The organism is Paracoccus sp. J39 (genome assembly GCF_000518925.1).
Taxonomy (GTDB): Bacteria; Pseudomonadota; Alphaproteobacteria; order Rhodobacterales; family Rhodobacteraceae; genus Paracoccus.
Genome location: NZ_JAEN01000005.1, coordinates 129,852 through 148,496, shown reverse-complemented (window position 1 = coordinate 148,496; position 18,645 = coordinate 129,852). Strand labels below are relative to the sequence as shown.

Genomic DNA, 18,645 nt, shown 5'->3' with positions numbered 1-18,645 from the left:
GGCCGGCAAGCCCGCACGCCCTGCTTCGGCATCAGCGGCCGGCCGGCGCCGCATCGATCATGCCCGCCCTTGCGGCGATCCCGTCATCGCGAACACGGAACGGCGCGGCTCGGGTCACCACGCATCCGCTCGCCCCGGGCCATTTCCCGCGGCCTCCTCGCTGCGGCTGCCGGGCTGCGGGCCTTCCGCCGCCTGTTTCAGCGCCGCCAGCATATCGACCGCATGGGCGGCATAGGGGCCGATCCAGCGTTGCTGCAAGGCGTGGATGGGCAGCGCGTCGAGATGGTTCCACCTTTCGCGCCCGCGCCGCTCGACCACGACCAGACCGGCCGCCTCCAGCACCCGCAGGTGCTGCATCACCGTGCAGCGGTCCAGATGCGGCAGCGCCTCGCACAGCCCGCCGGTGGTCTTGGGCCCCGCCTTCAGCAGGTCCAGCAATTGCCGGCGCGCCCGGTGCCCCAGCGCCTTGAACAGCGCGTCGTCCTGATCTTCGGTTGACATGTTATAAATCTATAACATAATAACCGGCAGGACAAGGAGGATCGCAACATGGAGCTGAAATTCACCGTCGGCGGACGCATCGCCAAACCGGTCGAGGAGGTGTTCGAGACCGTCGTGAATCCCGACAGCCTGTCGAAATTCTTCACCACGGGCGGGGCCAGGGGCCGGCTGGCCACCGGCGCCGAGGTGACTTGGGACTTCCACGATTTCCCCGGCGCATTTCCGGTTCTGGTGCAGGAGGTCGTGACCAACGAGCGGATCGTCCTGCAGTGGGAGGCCGAGGGCGAGCCGCGCCTCTGGACCACCGTGACCATGACCTTCCACGCGTTGGAGGACGGGCGCACGCTGGTGCGGATCAGCGAATATGGCTGGCCCGAAAGCGAGGCCGGGTTGAAGGGCTGCCTGGGCAATTGCGAGGGCTGGACCGGGATGCTTTGCGCCATGAAGGCCTGGCTCGAACACGGCATCAACCTGCGCGAAGGCTTCTACAAATAGGGCCGCACCGGGCAGAGCCCGCCGCCGGGGGAACGGGAACGCGGCCATGGCGCCCCATCCTGTCCGAAAGCTGGGCGCGCCGGCATCCCGTTTCGGCGCAGCGGCCGGCCGCGTCTTCCGCCGGGATGCCGGGACGCCGCGGGCGATATCGCAGGCCCGCGTGACCCCGAAGGGTGGACACAGGCGAGAATCCGGCCGATCCGGAACCCGCGCTGCGCCATGCCCGAACCACGAACCGGGATCGCAAAGGCCCGAATGCCTGCTCGCGGAAGGGACTCCTCCCGGGACGGCAATGCGTGCCCGAGCAAGGAATGCCTTCCAGGCAGGTCCGTTGCACGAGGAATGGCCACGACACGCGCAGGCGGAGGAAAGCATCGCGATTTGCCCGCGCCGACGTGCCGCGGCGACCCCCGAAATCCCAGCCTTGGCGTCAAGTGAGCGGCCCCATCCCGGCAGGGAACCCGGCGCGTTCGTCGCCCGCGGGCCCAGAGCCTGAACCTGGCATCCTCGCAGCAAGCCGGATGATCGGCCGCGGCCGATCCACGGAACGATCGCCCGGCCGCGCCACCGTCCGGCCGGTCAGCCCTCTGCCGGCTGCCAATCGGCCGAAGGGATGGTGTTGATCATCCAGGGCACGCCGAACCGGTCGATCAGCGAGCCGAAGCCGGGCGACCAGAAGGTTTCGCCGAACGGCATCACCGCCCTGCCGCCCTCGGACAGGCGGTCGAACCAGCGCCGGCCCTCCTCGCGGTCCTCGGTGTGCAGGGTCACGTCGAATCCGTTCTTGGGCTTGTCGATGCCGGGCGCCCAGGCCACGTCCATATCGGCGCCCATCAGCGCCTGGTCGCCGACTTCAAGCCAGCAATGCATCAGCCAGGTCTTGTATTTCTCGTCGGTGATCGACATGCCGGGCGGCGCGTCGCCATAGGGCATGGCGGCGGTGACCTTTCCGCCCAGCACCTCGGCATAGAATTCGAAGGCTTCACGGCACTGGCCCTGGAAGCTGAGGCTGGTCACGATCTTCATCGTCATCTCCTTGTCCGGTCGGGGTTTCGGCGCGTCATGCGAGATTGAGCTGCCAGGACACGCCGAAACGGTCTGCGGTCCAGGCGAAACGCCTGCTGAAGCCGTAATCGTCCGGCGGCATCAGCACCGCGCCGCCCTCCGAAAGGGCGGCGAAAAGCCGCTCCTGTTCCTCGTCCGACGCGCATTCGACGAAGAAGGACCAAGAGGGGGTGAAGTCGAAGGCGTGCTGCACCGGGCTGTCGCTCGCCAGCACGCTCTGCCCGGCGGCCCGGAAGCGGGCCAGCTTGATGCCGCCCTCTGCCCCCGCATCGCCCTTCTGCCAGCGCGCGATCTCCAGCACCTCGCCGTCGTCGAACAGCGAGACATAGAAGGTCATCGCCTCTTCGGCACGGCCTCCTTGGAACATCAGGAAGGGCTGCATCGTGGTCATGGCGCTTGTCTCCTCCGATCCCGGATGCCGGCGGCGCGCCGATTGACGCGCGTGCAGCAATGTTGATATCAACGTAATAAATCAGGGAAAGTCAACCTTGCAGATGCACGCGGCCGACGAGCCCAGCTTTCAGACCACCCTGACGGTGCGCGATACCTGCCTGTGCCTGCATGCGCAAAGGGCGGCGCGCGCGCTTGCGCGTCGCTTCGACATCGCCTTGAAACCGGCCGGCATTTCAAGCGGGCAGTTCTCGCTGCTGATGTCGCTCAACCGGCCGGAGCCGCCGACCCTGGGCAGCGTGGCGGCGCTGCTGGGGATGGACAGGACCACCCTGACCGCCAATCTCAAGCCGCTGGAACGTCGCCGACTGGTCGAGACGGCCCCCGACCCGGCCGACCGGCGGGCGCGGCGGCTGCGTCTGACACCGGCCGGGCGCGCGGTCCTGCGCGGAGCGGTGCCGATCTGGCGGCATCTCCATGCGGAAATCGAGACGGCGCTGTCCGACCCGGATCAGCTGCGGGCCGAGTTGACCCGGCTGTCGGAACCCGGTCCTCGCGGCAAGCCAACCGGATAACTCACGGGCGCGCGGCGGCGCCTGCCGCGCCATCCCGATCCCGGCGACGCATCCCCGGGAAGAGCCGGCCGCGGGCGGCGCGACAAGGCCCGCCAAGCATCACGCCTCCCCAGGCAGCAGCGATTCGCCCCGGATGGCGGGGCCCACCCGGCCGCGGGATCGCGGCTTGCTGTTGTCCTGCGGCCCCGGATCTGGAAGATCATCGCGCAAGAGGCCGTTGCGGCCGCCACAGGAGACAGCCCGATGGCCCATAAGAAGGTGACGCTGGCCGAGATCGCGAAGATTGCCGGGGTCTCGCGGGCAACGGTCTCGCTGGTGGTGCGGAATTCTCCGCTGGTGGCCGAGCATACGCGCCGGAAGGTCGAACAGATCATGGCCGATCTGGACTATGTGCGCGACATCGGCGCGGCCCGCCTGCGCAACAACAGCAGCCGCACCATCGGGGTGATCGTGCCCAATCTGGTCAACGCCTTCTTCACCGAATTCCTCTCCGGCGTCGAAGAGGTGATGGGTCTGGACGACCGCGTGGTGTTGCTGGCCAACAGCCGGGACGACGCGGCGCGGCAGGACCAGATCCTGCAACGGTTCCGCGGCCACGGCGTCGACGGGGTGATCCTGTGCCCCGCGCAAGGCACCGCGGCCGATCTGCCCGGCCGCATCCGCGGCTGGGGGCTGCCCCTGGTCCAGTCCCTGCGCGAGGTCGGAACGGATGCCACCGATTATGCCGGGGCGGATTATGTCGCGGGCGTCGGGCTGGCGGTGCGCCACCTGGTCGAGCGCGGCCACCGCCGCATCGCCTTCCTGTCGGTCAGCGCCCGCACTTCGGCCCGCGAGGAGCGGCTGAAGGGCTTTGCCCGCGCGCTTGCGGAGACCGGCGCCGAGGATGGCGGGATCGTCGAGGCGGAACTGAGCTGGGAAGGCGCGATGCGCTCGGCCCGCCGGATCCTGGCCCTGCCCGCCGCGCCGACCGCGATCCTGTGCTTCAACGACGTGCTGGCCGCCGGGCTGATGGCGGGCCTGCGGCAGGCCGGCTGCCAGCCTGGCCGGGATCGCGCCGTGGTGGGGCTGGACGACCTGCCGCTGGCAGAGCTGACCTATCCGCCGATGACCAGCGTGGCGATGCAGCCCGCGGCCATCGGCGCCAATGCCGCAAGGCTGCTGGCGCGCAGGCTGGCCGATCCCGACGCGCCGATCAGCCGCGCCATCGTCCGGCCCGCGCTGCGCATCCGGGAAAGCAGCGTCGGCGAATGGTGTTGACTTTACCCTTTCTGTGTTTTAGATCGATCTAAATCGAGGTTTCGAGTGAATCTCGCTTCGGCAGGGGAGGGCCGGATGTATCAGTTCAACTTCCAGCCGGTTTTGCAGAATCTGGATCTGCTGCTTTACGGCGCATGGCTGACCGTGCGCCTGTCGCTGCTGGCGATGCTGTTCGGCCTGATCGTTTCGGTCCTGGGCGCGGTCGCCAAGACCTCGGGCATCCGGCCGCTGCGCTGGCTGGTCGACGCCTATGTCGAGGTGATCCGCAACACGCCGTTCCTGGTGCAGATCTTCTTTATCTTCTTCGGCCTGCCCGCCGTGGGGCTGGGCATGTCGCCCAACACCGCCGCGCTGGTGGCGCTGGTCGTCAATGTCGGCGCCTACGGGACCGAGATCATCCGCGCCGGGATCGAATCCATCCCGCGCGGCCAGATCGAGGCCGGGCGTGCGCTTGGCCTGAACCCGGTGCAGATCTTCCGCTACGTCGTGGTCAAGCCGGCGCTGCGCAACATCTATCCCTCGCTGACCAGCCAGTTCATCTATCTGATGCTGACCTCCAGCGTCGTCTCGGTCATCTCGGCCAATGACCTGGCCTCGGCGGGGGCCGACCTGAACGCGCGCACCTTCGCCAGCTTCGAGATCTACCTGGTGCTGACGGTCCTCTATTTCCTGCTGGCGCTTGGCTTCTCGACGCTGTTCGCCGCCATTCGCCGCATGTTTTTCACCTATCCGGCGGGGCGCTGACATGATCCGCGAATTTTCCTCGGCCGATATCCTGTTCATCGTCACCGCCGTCCGCTGGACGCTGATCCTGTCGGCCATCGCCTTTGCCGGCGGCGCCATCGGCGGCCTGGCGATCGCGCTGTCGCGCAGCTCGCAGAACCGGGTCCTGCGCCGGATCGCCACCGGCTTCATCCAGGTCTTCCAGGGCACGCCGCTGCTGATGCAGCTGTTCCTGGTCTATTTCGGGCTGGCAGTGGTGGGCCTGCCGATCGATCCGCTGCTGGCCGCCGCCGTGGCGCTGACGCTGCATGCCAGCGCCTATCTGGGCGAGATCTGGCGCGGCGCCATCGAGGCCGTCCCCTCGGGGCAGAGCGAGGCCGCGACCGCCCTGGCGCTCGGCTATCGCGACCGGATGCGGCACGTCATCCTGCCGCAGGCGATGCGCATCGCCACCGCGCCGACCGTGGGTTTCCTGGTCCAGCTGATCAAGGGCACCTCGCTGGCCTCGATCATCGGCTTCACCGAGCTGACCCGCGCCGGCCAGATCGTCAACAACGCGACGTTCCAGCCGTTCCTGGTCTTCGGCACCGTCGCGGCACTGTATTTCGCCCTGTGCTGGCCGCTGTCGCTGCTGGCCCGGCAGATCGAGGCCCGGATGCGCCGGGCCCTGATGCGCTGACACCGAATTGCCCAAGAGGAGGGGGAGCCATGAAACTGAACCGCCGTCTTTTTGCCAGCCTTGCCGCCGGCGCGCTGGCCGCAAGCCTTGCCGGTCCCGCAGCCGCCGCCGACCTGACCGCCATCGAAAGCGCGGGCACGGTCAAGATCGGGATGCTGGTCGATTTTCCGCCTTTCGGCGTGATGGACAGCGCCGGCCAGCCCGACGGCTATGACGCCGACGTGGCGAAGGCGCTGGCGGAACATCTGGGCGTCCAGCCGCAGATCGTGCCGGTGACCGGCCCGAACCGCATCCCCTATCTGCTGTCGGGGCAGGTCGACGTGCTGGTGGCCTCGCTGGGGATCACCGAGGAACGCGCGGCGCGGGTCGATTTCTCGGACCCCTATGCCGGGATCAGCATCGCCGTCTATGGCGATGCCGGGCTGGAGATCGCCGGGCCCGAGGCCCTGTCGGGCCAGACCGTGGCCGTCGCGCGGGCCTCGACCCAGGACACCGCCGTCACCGAGGTCGCGCCGTCCGACGCGCAGATCCGCCGCTTCGACGACGATGCCAGCGCCGTGCAGGCGCTGATGTCGGGGCAGGTCAGGCTGATCGGCGCCTCGAACGTGGTGATGGCGCAGATCGGCGGCGCCGTGGGCGACCGCTTCGACAAGAAGTTCGACCTGTCCAGCCAGGTGCAGGGCATCGCCGTGGCGCCGGGATCGGATGCGCTGCTGGACAAGGTGAACGCCTTCGTGGCCGGGGCCAAGTCCGACGGCACGCTGGACCAGATCCATCAGAAATGGCTGGGCGAACCGCTGCCCGATTTCGTGAAGAACGCCGAATGACGACGGCCTGCCCGGCCGCTGCCGGCCGGGCGCTTTCCCAGGGGGATCCGACCATGACGGAACATGCGATCATCATGCGGGCCGTGAACAAGTATTACGGCGCCTTCCATGCCCTTGCCGATATCGACCTGACGGTCGAACCGGGCGAGCGGATCGTCATCTGCGGTCCTTCGGGATCGGGAAAATCGACGCTGATCCGCACCATCAACCAGCTGGAGGCCATCGAATCCGGCACCATCATCGTGGACGGGGTCGAACTGACCGCCGGCGGCGAGAACGTTGCCAAGGTCCGCAAGGATGTCGGCATGGTCTTCCAGAGCTTCAACCTGTTCCCGCACATGACGGTGCTGGAGAACTGCATCCTCGCGCCGATGAAGGCCCGCAAGGTCAGCCGCCCCGAGGCCGAAAAGACCGCGCGCCACTATCTGGAACGGGTCAGGATCCCCGAACAGGCCGACAAATATCCCGCGCAGCTGTCCGGCGGCCAGCAGCAGCGCGTGGCCATCGCCCGCGCGCTCTGCATGAAGCCCCGGATCATGCTGTTCGACGAACCCACTTCGGCCCTGGACCCGGAAATGGTCAAGGAGGTGCTGGACACGATGATCGATCTGGCGCGCGAGGGGATGACCATGCTCTGCGTCACGCACGAGATGGATTTCGCCCGCGCCGTGGCCGACCGGGTGATCTTCATGGACAAGGGCCGCATCGTCGAGGAGAACGCGCCGGCGGAATTCTTCGGCAACCCGCGGAACGAACGCCTGCGCAACTTCCTGGGCCAGATCGCATGAGCCGGCCGCGCATCCTGGTTATGGCCGATCCCAAGCCGCAAGAGATGGCCGACCGGTTGGCCGCGGATTACCGGATCGTCCGCGACATCGCCGATGCGGGTGACGTGGAAATCGTGCTGACCACCGGCGGGCTCGGCCTATCCTCGGCGCAGATGGCCGCCCTGCCCGCGCTGCGGCTGATCGCGGTCAACGGCGTCGGCGTCGATGCGGTGGACCTGGAACAGGCCCGCGCGCGCGGCATCCAGGTGACGACCACGCCGGACGTGCTGTCGGATGCGGTGGCGGAAATGGCGCTGGCGCTGGCGCTGGCCGCCGGCCGGCGCATCGCCGAGGGCGACCGTTTCACCCGCGCGGGGGACTGGGCCGCCGGCGGCAAGCTGGGGCTGGGGCAGCCGGTCCTGGGGCGCCCTGCCGGGATCCTGGGCTATGGGCGGATCGGCCGCCGGCTGGCCGGGATGCTGCGCGCCCTTGGCAGCGAGGTGCTCTATACCAGTCGCAGCGAAAAGCCCGACAGCCCCGACGGCTTCCGCCCCGACGCGCAGGCGCTGGCCCGCGATTGCGAATTGCTGTTCGTGACGGCAGCCGGGGGCGAAGACACGCGCGGGCTGGTCGGCGCGGCGGAACTGGCCGCTCTGGGGCCCTCGGGCATCCTGGTCAACGTGGCGCGCGGCTCGCTGGTGGACAATGCCGCGCTGGCCGAGGCGCTGGCGCAGGGCCGCATCGCCGCGGCGGGGCTGGACGTGGTCGAGGGCGAGCCGCAGGTGCCGCAGGCATTGCTTCAGGCGCCGAACTGCGTGCTGACGCCGCATATCGGCTCGGCCACGGCGCAGGCGCGGCGGGCGATGGCAGAGCTGGTTCTGGACAATATCGCGGCCTTCACCGCCGGCCGCCCCCTGCCCACGCCCTACGGAACCTGATCATGCGCATCCTTGCGATCGGAGAGCCGCTGGTCGAATTCACCGCCCGGTCCGATGCCCCCTCGACCTTCGACCGGCGGCTGGGCGGCGACACTCTGAACACCGCCATCTATCTGGCCCGGCTGATGGGTCCGGGCGCGGTCGGCTATCTGACCGGCCTGGGCGACGACGCCATGAGCCGCTGGCTGATCGCCGAGGCCGAGGCAGAAGAGGTCGGCATGGCGCAGGTGGTACTGCGGCCGGGCGGACGGCCGGGGCTCAGCTTCATCTCGACCGACGCGGCGGGGGAACGCAGTTTCCTCTATTGGCGCGAACACGCCCCCTTCCGCAGCCTGTTCTGCGATGCCGCGCAAGCGCCGCTGGCGGCGCTGGAGCAGGCCGGGACGCTGTTTCTGTCGGCGATCACCCTGGCCGTGCTGCATGAGGACGGCCGCGCGCGCCTGATGGACGCGCTGGCCCGGCGGCGAAAGGCGGGGGCGCGGATCGTCTTCGACACCAATTACCGCCCCGCGCTGTGGCCCGATGCCAAAACCGCCGGCCGGGTCATCGCCCGGGCGGCGGGGATCGCCACGCTGGTGCTGCCCTCGATGGACGACATGGCCGCCTGTTTCGGCACCGCCGCCCCGGCCGAAGCGATGGCCCTGCTGATGCGCCTGACCGAAGCCGAGATCGTCCTGACCACCGGCGGCGCGGCGGTCCTGCGCCGCGCGGCGGGGGAAACCGAGGTTCAGACCCACGACCTGCCGCCCGCCGTCGCGGCGCGCGACACGACCGGGGCGGGCGACAGCTTCAACGCGGCCTATCTGGCGGCGCGGCTGGCGGGCCTGGCCCCGCAGCCGGCCATCCTTGCCGCCGCGCGGCTGGCGGCGGTGGTGGTGCAGCATCCCGGCGCGATCATTCCGCGCCACGCTATGCCCGGCGATCTTCCGGGCCTGCGGGTGGCCTCGTGACCGGCTTCGACGCAGGGGCCGCCGCGCGGGTGCTGCTGGCGGCGCGTCGTTCCGCCCGCCCGGCCGACAGCCTGACCCCGCCGCCCGGCGACACCGCCGCCGCCTATGCGGTGCAGGAGGCGGTGCTGGCCGGGCTGGGCGATCCCGGCGGGCTGTGGAAGTTGGCGCTGCTGGGGGGCGCGGACCGCGAATGCGCGGTGCTGCCCGGCGCGACGCTGGTGCAGTCCGGCGCGCGGCTGGCCGTGCCCGCCGATGCGCGAATCGAGGTCGAGACGGCGATCCTGCTGGCCGCCGATCCCGGCCCCGACGCGGCCAAGCACGACATCCTGCGCGCCATCGCGGCCGTGCATCTGGCCTTCGAGCTGGTGGCGCCGCGCCTTGCGCCGCAGGCCGAACTGCCGCCCCTTGCGCGGATGGCCGACAGCTTCAGCTCGGCCGGCGTCGTTCTGGGCTCGCGGCTGGCGGAACCGCCGGCGGACCGGCTGGGGATCGAACTGGAGCTGGACGGCAAGCCGGTCGCGACCACCGAGGCCGCCGCGCCCCTCGCCGATGCGCTGGATTTCCTGCGCTGGCTTTCCGGCCATGCGCGCCGCCAGGGGCGGGACCTGAAGGCGGGCGACGTGATCATCACCGGCGCGCGCATCGGCCCCCTGCCCCTGAACGGCGCCCGCCATGCCCGCGCCACCGCCGCAGGCGCCTGCGTCGAATTGCGGCTGGCGGACGGCTGACGCCCCCTGCCCCGGTCGCCCGGTCGGGCCGCGCCAGCGATTGCGCGAGCCGGTCGCCGGACCCCGGCGGCCACGGGCTGCCCCCCGGCCGGCAGCGTGCCGCCACGAGAGCCGGTCCACCGCATCCGCTGGCGAGACATGCGCGCCCTCACCTCCGGCCGCGCGTCTTCCGCCGCCGGCCCGCTTGCTGCGCCCGGCCATTTCGCCTCTCCCGCAGTTGCGGCCTCCTCCCCAACCGAATAGAACCCCCGCAAACACAGGAGCTCCCGATGATCCCGCGCTATGCCCGCCCCGAAATGGTCGCCATCTGGTCGCCCGAGACCAAGTTCCGCATCTGGTACGAGATCGAGGCGCATGCCTGCGACGCCCAGGCCGATCTGGGGGTGATCCCGCGCGAGAATGCCGAGGCCGTCTGGAAGGCCAAGGACGTCGAATTCGACGTCGCCCGCATCGACGAGATCGAGGCCGTGACCAAGCATGACGTCATCGCCTTCCTGACCCACCTGGCCGAGCATATCGGCGCCGAGGAGGCCCGCTTCGTCCATCAGGGCATGACCAGCTCGGACGTGCTGGACACCACGCTGAACGTGCAGCTGGTGCGCGCCGCCGACATCCTGCTGGCCGACATGGACAAGGTGCTCGCCGCGCTGAAAAAACGCGCCTACGAGCACAAGGACACCGTGCGCATCGGCCGCAGCCACGGCATCCATGCCGAGCCGACCACCATGGGCCTGACCTTCGCCCGCTTCTATGCCGAGATGGCCCGCGGCCGCGAGCGGCTGGAACGCGCCCGCGAGGAAGTGGCGACCGGCGCCATCTCGGGCGCGGTCGGCACCTTCGCCAATATCGACCCGGCGGTCGAGGAACATGTCTGCGCGAAAATGGGCCTCTCCCCCGAGCCGATCTCGACCCAGGTCATCCCGCGCGACCGCCATGCGATGTTCTTCGCCACGCTGGGCGTGATCGCCAGCTCGATCGAGAACATCGCCATCGAGATCCGCCACATGCAGCGCACCGAAGTGCTTGAGGCCGAGGAATATTTCAGCCCCGGCCAGAAGGGCAGCTCGGCCATGCCGCATAAAAGGAACCCGGTCCTGACCGAGAACCTCACCGGCCTGGCCCGCCTGGTGCGCATGGCGGTCGTGCCGGCGATGGAGAACGTGGCGCTGTGGCACGAACGTGACATCAGCCATTCCTCGGTCGAGCGCGGCATCGCCCCCGATGCGACGATCACCCTGGACTTCGCGCTGAACCGCCTGGCCGGGGTGATCGAAAAGCTGGTGGTCTATCCCGAGAACATGTTGAAGAACATGAACAAGTTCAAGGGCTTGGTCATGTCGCAGCGCGTGCTGCTGGCACTGACCCAGGCCGGCGTCAGCCGCGAGGACGCCTATCGGCTGGTGCAGCGCAACGCCATGAAGGTCTGGGAGCAAGGCGCCGATTTCAAGACCGAGCTGCTGGGCGATGCCGAGGTGACGGCCGCACTCTCGCCCGCCGAGATCGAGGAGAAATTCGACCTCGGCTATCACACCAAGCACGTCGACACGATTTTCGCCCGCGTCTTCGGCGAGTCCGGGGCGCGTTAACCGGACATTCGCCTTTTCCTGCCAGATTGCCCCCAAGGACGAACGAATCGGGGGCAATCCATGGGCGTTCCGGCAATCGGGGGGGCGGGGCTGACCGCCCGGCAGAAGGCGGCGGTGATCGTGCGGCTGGTGCTGGCCGAGGGCGAGGATATCGATCTCGCCCGGCTGCCGGCGGAATTGCAGACCGGGCTTGCGCAGGAAATGGCGCTGATGGGCGTCATCGACCGCGACACCCGCAATGCCATCGTGGCGGAGTTCTGCGACCGGCTGGAATTGGTCGGCCTGTCCTTTCCGGGCGATATCGACGGCACGCTGGACCTGCTCGACGGCCATCTCTCGCCCGACACCAGCGACCGGCTGCGGCGCATGGCGGCGCTGAACGGCGCCGGCGACCCCTGGGACCGCATCGCGGCGATGACGCCCGCCCTGCTGGCCGAACTGGCCCGGACCGAGGCGGTGGAGATCGCGGCGGTGATGTTCTCGAAACTGCCGGTGCCGCGCGCGGCCGAGGTGTTCGGCCTGCTCGACCCCGATCTGGCCCGGCAGATCGCCTATGCCATGTCGCTGACCGGCGGGATCGGGGCCGATGCGTTGCAGCGCATCGGCAAGGCGCTGATCCAGGCTGCGGATGCGGTGCCGCAGCCGCCGCTGGAGGGCAAGGCCGGCGAAAAGGTCGGGGCGATCCTGAACTTCTCGCCTTCCAGCATGCGGGACAGCGTGCTGGCGGGCCTGGACGACGACGATGCCGCCTTCGCGGGAGAGGTGCGCAAGACCATCTTCACCTGGGCGCATATCCCCCGCCGCGTCGATCCGCGCGACATCGCCCGCATCACGCGCGAGGTGGACAATCCCGTGCTGCTCAAGGCGCTGGCCGGCGCCAGGGGCGTGGCCCGCGAGACGGTGGATTTCATCCTTGGCGGCATCTCGAGCCGGCTGGCCGAGTCGATGCGCGAGGAGATGGAGGGGCTGGGCAAGGTCTCGGCCCGCGATGCGGAGGAAGCCATGGATCAGGTGGTGGCGGCGATCCGCCGCATGGAGGCGGCGGGCGACCTGTTCCTGATCGCGCAGGAACCCGAGGAAGAGGAACCGGGCGAGGACCCGCCCGGCTGATCCCCGGCAACCGGCGCGGCGGCAGAGGACAAAGCGGCGGCTGGCATGACGCGGATGGCAGAGCGGCGGCTGCCCGGCGCAAATGGCACGGCGGCGACGGGCGGCTCGGCCGCCGGCGGCACCGCCGTCCAGCGGGGCAACGACGTTGCACACGGCGGGCCGCACAGCGGGCAAGGGCCTGGCCCTTGCTGGTGCCGGGTGCCGCCGCAGGGCTTGCCAGATCCCGGCCCCTGTCCTAGCAGAGGGCGCAACGGCAATTGGGGCCGGGCCGGGCAATCGTGGGGATCGGAGACATGACAAACCAGATCGCGCTGGTGCTGGGCCTGTTGATCCTGGGCCTGTTCGCGGCGGATGCGCTGATCCTGCATTGGGGCCTGCCGCTGTTCCTGGGCAAGCAATTCGCCAGCCTGATCGAATATCTCAGCTTCTGGCGATAGGGGGCAGCTCCCGGAGCGCACGCCGCGCGATTCGCCCGGCGCTGCCGGGCGGCGCGGGAAGGGCGCATCTCCTCCCGGCGACACGGCACGCCTCTCCCGTCCGCTTCCGGCCGGCGGCCCGACGGCGCCCGCCGCGTCGCGATCCGGCAACTTTCGATCAAGTTTCCACCCCCGCCGCCTTGAGGCATTTGCATTCCCCCGGCAATGCGGGCTATCAGCACCGCGAAACATCATCAGCGGCGGAGGAACCCCATGGCTGTCAAGGTGGCGATCAACGGCTTTGGCCGGATCGGTCGGAACGTGCTGCGCGCGATCATCGAATCGGGGCGCAATGATATCGAGGTCGTGGCGATCAACGACCTGGGCCCAGTCGAAACCAATGCGCATCTGCTGCGCTACGACTCGGTCCACGGCCGCTTTCCCGCCGAGGTCAAGGTGACCGACGACTCGATCGACGTCGGCCGCGGTCCGATCAAGGTCACCGCGATCCGCAACCCTGCCGAGCTGCCCTGGGGCGACATCGACGTCATCATGGAATGCACCGGCATCTTCGCCTCGAAGGAAAAGGTGCAGCCGCATCTTTCGACCGGCGCCAAGCGCGTGCTGATCTCGGCCCCCGGCGACAATGCCGACAAGACCATCGTCTTCGGCGTGAACCACGACACGCTGACCAAGGACGACATCGTCGTCTCGAACGCCAGCTGCACCACCAACTGCCTGTCGCCGGTCGCCAAGGTGCTCAATGACAGCATCGGCATCGCCCGCGGCTTCATGACCACGATCCACAGCTATACCGGCGACCAGCCGACGCTGGACACCATGCACAAGGACCTGTATCGCGCCCGCGCCGCCGCGCTGTCGATGATCCCGACCTCGACCGGGGCGGCCAAGGCCGTGGGCCTGGTGCTGCCGGAACTCAAGGGCAAGCTGGACGGCGTGGCGATCCGCGTGCCGACCCCCAACGTCTCGGTCGTGGACCTGGTCTTCGAGGCCGCCCGCGACACCTCGGTCGAGGAGATCAACGAGGCGATCCGCAGCGCCGCCAACGGTCCGCTGAAGGGCATCCTGGGCTATACCGACGAAAAGCTGGTCTCCTCGGACTTCAACCACGATCCGCACAGCTCGGTCTTCCACATGGACCAGACCAAGGTGATGGAGGGCAAGCTTTGCCGCATCCTGACCTGGTATGACAACGAATGGGGCTTCTCGAACCGCATGTCGGACACCGCGGTCGCCATGGGCAAGCTGATCTGAGCCCGGAGCCAGCCGAAGAAACGGAAAACGCGCCCCGGAAACGAGGGCGCGTTTTTCATATCCGGTCGGATCCCGGCGCCCAGGCGCAGACCGCGCGCGTCAGCCCTTGCCCGAGAGGCGCCGCACATTGGCGCGGGTGCGCCGGCGATAGGGCCGCAGCGCCGCCGCCATGACCCGGTCGGCGCGCTCGCCGCGCCCCGCCGCACGCAAGGCGGCATGCAGCGCCTCGGTGGCGGCATCGGCCTTCTCGACCACCATGCGCCGCGGCTCGGCCGCATCCTGGCGCACCAGGCCCAGCAGACCCGCGGTGCGCCATGCGATGACCATATGCGATTCCCAGGCCATGCGCGCCATCTGCTGCCACAGCAGCAGCGGCGCCTGCATGGCCGAATAATTCATCATTCCGAAACCCATCCCGAATTCCCTTCGCACGACCGGTAGGCGGGACAGGCTGCGCCCCCGGCGGCGAAATGCCAAGAGCCACTTTGGGATTGCCCTTTGCCCTATGGCCTTGTTGCCGCACCCGGTATAGAGGGAAAATCATGATCCGATCCGTAACGCTCCGACGCCCCGACGACTGGCACCTGCATCTGCGCGACGGCGCCATGCTGCAGGCAGTGGCTTCATTTTCCGGCCATTTCGGCCGGGCGATCATCATGCCGAACCTGGTGCCGCCGGTGGTGACCGGCGCGCAGGCCGCGGCCTATCGCGACCGGATCCGCGCCGCCCTGGGCCCGGAAATGACGTTGCGTCCCTTGATGACGCTCTACCTCACCGAAACCACCGATCCGGCCGATGTTCTGGCCGCCCATGCCGAGGGAATCATCTCGGCGGTCAAGCTCTACCCGGCCGGCGCGACCACCAATTCGGCCTCGGGCGTGCGCGATTTCGACAAGGTGCGCGGCGTGCTGGAGGCCATGGCCCAGGCCGGCATCCCGCTCTGCTTCCATGGCGAGGTCACCGATCCGGCGGTGGACATCTTCGACCGCGAGGCCGTTTTCATCGACCGGGTGCTGGATCCGATCCGCCGCGCCACCCCCGGCCTGCGCGTGGTGATGGAACATATCACCACCTCGGACGGCGTGGATTATGTCGCAGCCAACGACGATATCGGCGCGACCATCACCACCCACCACCTGGTCATCAACCGCAACCACATCCTGGCGGGCGGCATCCGCCCGCATTACTACTGCCTGCCGGTCGCCAAGCGCGAGACGCACCGGCTGGCGCTGCGCCGCGCCGCGACCTCGGGCGATGCGCGCTTCTTCCTCGGCACCGACTCGGCGCCGCATCCGGACCGCGCCAAGGAATCGGCCTGCGGCTGCGCCGGCTGCTTCACCGCGCCGAACACCATGTCGATCCTGGCGCAGGTCTTCGAGGAGGAGGATGCGCTCGACCGGCTGGAAGGCTTCACCTCGCTGCATGGCGCCGGTTTCTACCGCATGGAGCCCAACGAGGACCGCATCCGGCTGGTCCGGCGCGACACGCCCGCCGCCTATCCGACCCATATCCCCGCCGGCGACGAGACCGTCACCGTCTTCGACCCCGGCTTCCCGCTCTACTGGCACCTCGAGGATCCCGCATGACCCTGCCCTTTCCCCCGCATGAGGAAATCGCCCGGCTGACCGCCCGCATGCTGCTGGAGATCAAGGCGGTGCATTTCAACGCGGCCGAGCCCTTCACCTATGCCTCGGGGCTGAAGGGGCCGACCTATATCGACTGCCGCAAGCTGATCAGCTTCCCGCGCATCCGCTCGACACTGATGGACTTCCTGGCGGCGACGGTCCTCCGCGAGGCGGGCTTCGCCGCCTTCGACAATGTCGCCGGCGGCGAAACGGCGGGCATCCCCTTCGCCGCCTGGGTGGCCGAGCGGCTGGAACTGCCGATGACCTATGTGCGCAAGAAGCCCAAGGGCTACGGCCGCAACGCCCGCATCGAGGGTGCGATGACCGAGGGCCAGCGCGTGCTGCTGGTCGAGGACCTGACCACCGACGGCGGCTCGAAGCTGAGCTTCGTCGACGCGATCCGCGAGACCGGCGCCACCTGCGGCCATACGGCGGTGATCTTCTATTACGGCATCTTCCCGGACACCACGCAGCGCCTGGCCGACCATGGCGTCAGGCTGCATTATCTCTGCACCTGGTGGGACGTTCTGGCCGAGGCCAAGGCGCAGGGCTTCTACGACGAGGCGACGCTCTCCGAGGTCGAGAGCTTCCTGACCGATCCGCGCGCCTGGCAGGCCGCGCATCCCTGACTTGGCCCCAGCCTGCGGGCACGGCGCCTGGCAGCAGGGTGGCAATGGGTATTTGAGCAACAGAGAAGACCGGGGCGCCGCGCTGGTCTTCTCTGTTGCTCAAATACCCATGCCGCCCTCGCCACCCGCGCAAGGGCGGCAATCTGCCCACAGCTTATCCACAGCATATCCCGATGGACCCCGGAGCGCATAAGGTGGATAACGACCCCCAGCCGAGTCGAAGGTCGGAGACCATGGGATGAGCGAGTTGCGCGCCGTCGAAGTCAGGAAACCCGGCGAGATCGCCGAGGCCGCCGCCGAACAGGCGGTGCCCTTTTCGATCGAGGCCGAGCAGCAGCTGCTGGGCGCGCTTCTGACCAATAACGAGGTCTATGACCACGTCTCGCGCATCATCAAGGCCGGGCATTTCTACGACCCGGTCCACCGCCGCATCTACGAGATCTGCGCCGAGCGCATCGCCCGGAACGCGCTGGCCAGCCCGGTGACGATCAAGGCCTTCATGGAGCATGACGCGGGGCTCAAGGAACTGGGCGGACCGGCCTATCTGGCGCGTCTGGCCGGGGCGGCGATCTCCTCCCATGCCGCGCGCGACTATGCGCAGATGATCCGCGAATTCGCCCTGCGGCGCGAGCTGATCGGGCTGGGGCAGGACATCGCCGCCCGCGCCTCGACCGTCTCGGTCAGCGATTCCGCCGAGGAGCAGATCAAGGAGGCCGAGCAGGTCCTCTACAAGCTCGGCGAGCAGGGCGTGGCCGAGCGGGGTTTCCAGAGCTTCCTTGCCGCGGTCACCGGCGCGCTGAATGCCGCCAATGCCGCCTTCAGCCGCGGCGGCGGGCTGTCGGGCATCTCGACCGGGCTGGTGGATCTGGACGGCAAGATGGGCGGGCTGAACCGCTCGGACCTGATCATCCTGGCCGGGCGGCCTTCGATGGGCAAGACCTCGCTGGCGACGAACATCGCCTTCAACGTCGCCAGGGCGCACAAGCTGGGCGAGCTGCCCGACGGCACGCATGGCACGGTGGCGGGCGGCGTCGTCGGCTTCTTCAGCCTGGAGATGTCGGCCGAGCAGCTGGCAGCGCGCATCCTCTCGGAGGCGGCCGAGGTGCCCAGCGAGGCGATCCGCCGCGGCGACATGACCGAGGACGAGTTCCGCCGTTTCGTGAAGGCCGCGCACGACCTGCAGAACTGCCCGCTTTACATAGACGACACGCCGGCGCTGCCGATCAACCAGCTGGCCGCGCGGGCCCGCAAGCTCAAGCGCACCATGGGGCTGGACCTGCTGATCGTGGACTATCTGCAGCTTTTGCGCGCCGCCTCGGCCAAGGACAGCCGCGTGAACGAGGTCAGCGAGATCACCCAGGGCCTCAAGGCCGTCGCCAAGGAGCTGGACATCCCCGTCATCGCCCTGTCGCAGCTGTCGCGCCAGGTCGAGGCGCGCGAGGACAAGCGCCCGCAGCTGTCCGACCTGCGCGAATCCGGCAGCATCGAGCAGGACGCCGATATCGTCATGTTCGTCTTCCGCGAGGAATATTACCGCGAGCGCGAGAAGCCCGCCGACCACGACCTGGACAAGATGGCGGCCTGGCAGCAGGTCATGGAGGCCTGCCACGGCAAGGCCGAGGTCATCATCGGCAAGCAGCGCCACGGCCCCATCGGCACCGTCGAGCTGTCCTTCGAGGGCCGCTTCACCCGCTTCGGCAATCTGGAAAAGCATCGCAGCTGGGACCGTTCTGAATGAACCTGCCGGTGCCTGCGGTCACCATCGGCCTGCTGATCCTGTCGAACCTGTTCATGACCGTCGCCTGGTATGGGCATTTGAAGTTCAAGGCCGCGCCGCTTCTGGTCGTGATCCTGGTCAGCTGGAGCATCGCCTTCTTCGAATACCTGCTGCAGGTGCCGGCGAACCGCAGCGGCTACGGGCATTTCAGCGCCGCGCAGCTCAAGACCATCCAGGAGGTGATCAGCCTGTCGATCTTCGTGCTGTTCTCGTGGCTCTGGCTGGGCGAGCGGCTGACCTGGAACATCGGCCTTGGCTTCGGCTTCATCTGCTTCGGCGCCTTCCTGATCTTTCACAGGTTCGGCGCAGCCCCGAATTGAGGCCAAACAGCG

22 protein-coding genes are annotated in these 18,645 nt (G+C 68.7%); 18 read left to right on the top strand and 4 right to left on the bottom strand.

Going from position 1 to position 18,645, the window contains the following annotated elements; all coding sequences use genetic code 11:
* Positions 1 to 114: 114 nt before the first annotated feature.
* Positions 115 to 501 carry a helix-turn-helix transcriptional regulator gene (locus L632_RS0107060; protein ID WP_028712814.1) on the bottom strand — a complete coding sequence of 129 codons (387 nt, stop codon included), beginning with the start codon at positions 499 to 501 and terminating at the stop codon, positions 115 to 117.
* Between the two features lie 48 nt (positions 502 to 549).
* On the opposite strand from L632_RS0107060, the gene L632_RS0107055 reads away from it, so the two are divergent.
* On the top strand, positions 550 to 996 hold the full coding sequence (locus L632_RS0107055; protein WP_028712815.1) for an SRPBCC family protein: 447 nt from the start codon (positions 550 to 552) through the stop codon (positions 994 to 996).
* Positions 997 to 1,575: 579 nt separating this feature from the next.
* On the opposite strand, the gene L632_RS0107050 is transcribed toward L632_RS0107055, so the two are convergent.
* On the bottom strand, positions 1,576 to 2,022 hold the full coding sequence (locus L632_RS0107050) for a VOC family protein (protein ID WP_028712816.1): 447 nt from the start codon (positions 2,020 to 2,022) through the stop codon (positions 1,576 to 1,578).
* A gap of 34 nt (positions 2,023 to 2,056) precedes the next feature.
* Positions 2,057 to 2,452 carry a VOC family protein gene (locus L632_RS0107045; protein WP_028712817.1) on the bottom strand — a complete coding sequence of 132 codons (396 nt, stop codon included), beginning with the start codon at positions 2,450 to 2,452 and terminating at the stop codon, positions 2,057 to 2,059.
* A 103-nt stretch (positions 2,453 to 2,555) separates the two neighbouring features.
* On the opposite strand from L632_RS0107045, the gene L632_RS0107040 reads away from it, so the two are divergent.
* From L632_RS0107040 to gap, 13 genes are all read left to right on the top strand, one after another.
* Positions 2,556 to 3,026 (top strand): MarR family winged helix-turn-helix transcriptional regulator, encoded by a 471-nt coding sequence (locus L632_RS0107040; protein ID WP_036697521.1) that lies wholly within the window; start codon positions 2,556 to 2,558, stop codon positions 3,024 to 3,026.
* A gap of 243 nt (positions 3,027 to 3,269) precedes the next feature.
* Positions 3,270 to 4,283: a LacI family DNA-binding transcriptional regulator gene (locus L632_RS0107035; RefSeq protein WP_028712819.1), complete on the top strand. Its 1,014-nt coding sequence runs from the start codon at positions 3,270 to 3,272 to the stop codon at positions 4,281 to 4,283.
* A 75-nt stretch (positions 4,284 to 4,358) separates the two neighbouring features.
* Entirely contained in the window at positions 4,359 to 5,027 is a 669-nt protein-coding gene (locus L632_RS0107030; protein ID WP_028712820.1) for an amino acid ABC transporter permease, read from the top strand.
* A gap of 4 nt (positions 5,028 to 5,031) precedes the next feature.
* Entirely contained in the window at positions 5,032 to 5,685 is a 654-nt protein-coding gene (locus L632_RS0107025) for an amino acid ABC transporter permease (protein WP_371255966.1), read from the top strand.
* A gap of 29 nt (positions 5,686 to 5,714) precedes the next feature.
* The gene (locus L632_RS0107020) at positions 5,715 to 6,512 is read left to right on the top strand and encodes a transporter substrate-binding domain-containing protein (RefSeq protein WP_028712822.1); all 798 of its coding nucleotides are present in this window, start codon (positions 5,715 to 5,717) and stop codon (positions 6,510 to 6,512) included.
* Positions 6,513 to 6,565: 53 nt separating this feature from the next.
* The gene (locus L632_RS0107015; RefSeq protein WP_028712823.1) at positions 6,566 to 7,300 is read left to right on the top strand and encodes an amino acid ABC transporter ATP-binding protein; all 735 of its coding nucleotides are present in this window, start codon (positions 6,566 to 6,568) and stop codon (positions 7,298 to 7,300) included.
* A complete protein-coding gene (locus L632_RS0107010; RefSeq protein ID WP_028712824.1) occupies positions 7,297 to 8,217 on the top strand; it encodes an NAD(P)-dependent oxidoreductase in 921 nt (306 codons plus the stop codon). The genes L632_RS0107015 and L632_RS0107010 overlap by 4 nt, the downstream gene beginning before the upstream one ends.
* A gap of 2 nt (positions 8,218 to 8,219) precedes the next feature.
* A complete protein-coding gene (locus L632_RS0107005; protein ID WP_028712825.1) occupies positions 8,220 to 9,167 on the top strand; it encodes a sugar kinase in 948 nt (315 codons plus the stop codon).
* Positions 9,164 to 9,895, top strand: a complete 732-nt coding sequence (locus L632_RS0107000) for a fumarylacetoacetate hydrolase family protein (protein ID WP_028712826.1) — start codon at positions 9,164 to 9,166, stop codon at positions 9,893 to 9,895. The genes L632_RS0107005 and L632_RS0107000 overlap by 4 nt, the downstream gene beginning before the upstream one ends.
* Before the next feature lie 269 nt (positions 9,896 to 10,164).
* Entirely contained in the window at positions 10,165 to 11,481 is a 1,317-nt protein-coding gene (gene purB / locus L632_RS0106995) for an adenylosuccinate lyase (protein WP_028712827.1), read from the top strand.
* Between the two features lie 60 nt (positions 11,482 to 11,541).
* Complete coding sequence (locus tag L632_RS0106990; protein ID WP_028716535.1) at positions 11,542 to 12,591, top strand: flagellar motor switch protein FliG; 1,050 nt, start codon at positions 11,542 to 11,544, stop codon at positions 12,589 to 12,591.
* 293 nt (positions 12,592 to 12,884) lie between these two features.
* Complete coding sequence (locus L632_RS24615; protein WP_028712829.1) at positions 12,885 to 13,028, top strand: hypothetical protein; 144 nt, start codon at positions 12,885 to 12,887, stop codon at positions 13,026 to 13,028.
* A gap of 252 nt (positions 13,029 to 13,280) precedes the next feature.
* A complete protein-coding gene (gene gap / locus L632_RS0106980) occupies positions 13,281 to 14,282 on the top strand; it encodes a type I glyceraldehyde-3-phosphate dehydrogenase (protein WP_028716534.1) in 1,002 nt (333 codons plus the stop codon).
* Positions 14,283 to 14,381: 99 nt separating this feature from the next.
* On the opposite strand, the gene L632_RS0106975 is transcribed toward gap, so the two are convergent.
* Positions 14,382 to 14,684 carry an antibiotic ABC transporter gene (locus tag L632_RS0106975; RefSeq protein WP_230376327.1) on the bottom strand — a complete coding sequence of 101 codons (303 nt, stop codon included), beginning with the start codon at positions 14,682 to 14,684 and terminating at the stop codon, positions 14,382 to 14,384.
* A 140-nt stretch (positions 14,685 to 14,824) separates the two neighbouring features.
* Between L632_RS0106975 and pyrC the strand changes: the two genes are divergently transcribed.
* The 4 genes from pyrC to L632_RS0106955 all read left to right on the top strand — a co-directional run bounded on the left by pyrC (position 14,825) and on the right by L632_RS0106955 (position 18,633).
* Positions 14,825 to 15,868, top strand: coding sequence for a dihydroorotase (gene pyrC, locus L632_RS0106970; protein WP_028712832.1), 1,044 nt, complete (start codon positions 14,825 to 14,827; stop codon positions 15,866 to 15,868).
* Positions 15,865 to 16,536, top strand: a complete 672-nt coding sequence (locus L632_RS0106965; RefSeq protein ID WP_028712833.1) for an orotate phosphoribosyltransferase — start codon at positions 15,865 to 15,867, stop codon at positions 16,534 to 16,536. Before pyrC ends, L632_RS0106965 begins: the two co-directional genes overlap by 4 nt.
* Positions 16,537 to 16,774: 238 nt before the next feature.
* Positions 16,775 to 18,274, top strand: coding sequence for a replicative DNA helicase (locus L632_RS0106960; protein WP_028712834.1), 1,500 nt, complete (start codon positions 16,775 to 16,777; stop codon positions 18,272 to 18,274).
* Positions 18,271 to 18,633 (top strand): DMT family protein, encoded by a 363-nt coding sequence (locus tag L632_RS0106955; RefSeq protein WP_028712835.1) that lies wholly within the window; start codon positions 18,271 to 18,273, stop codon positions 18,631 to 18,633. The genes L632_RS0106960 and L632_RS0106955 overlap by 4 nt, the downstream gene beginning before the upstream one ends.
* Positions 18,634 to 18,645: the final 12 nt, after the last annotated feature.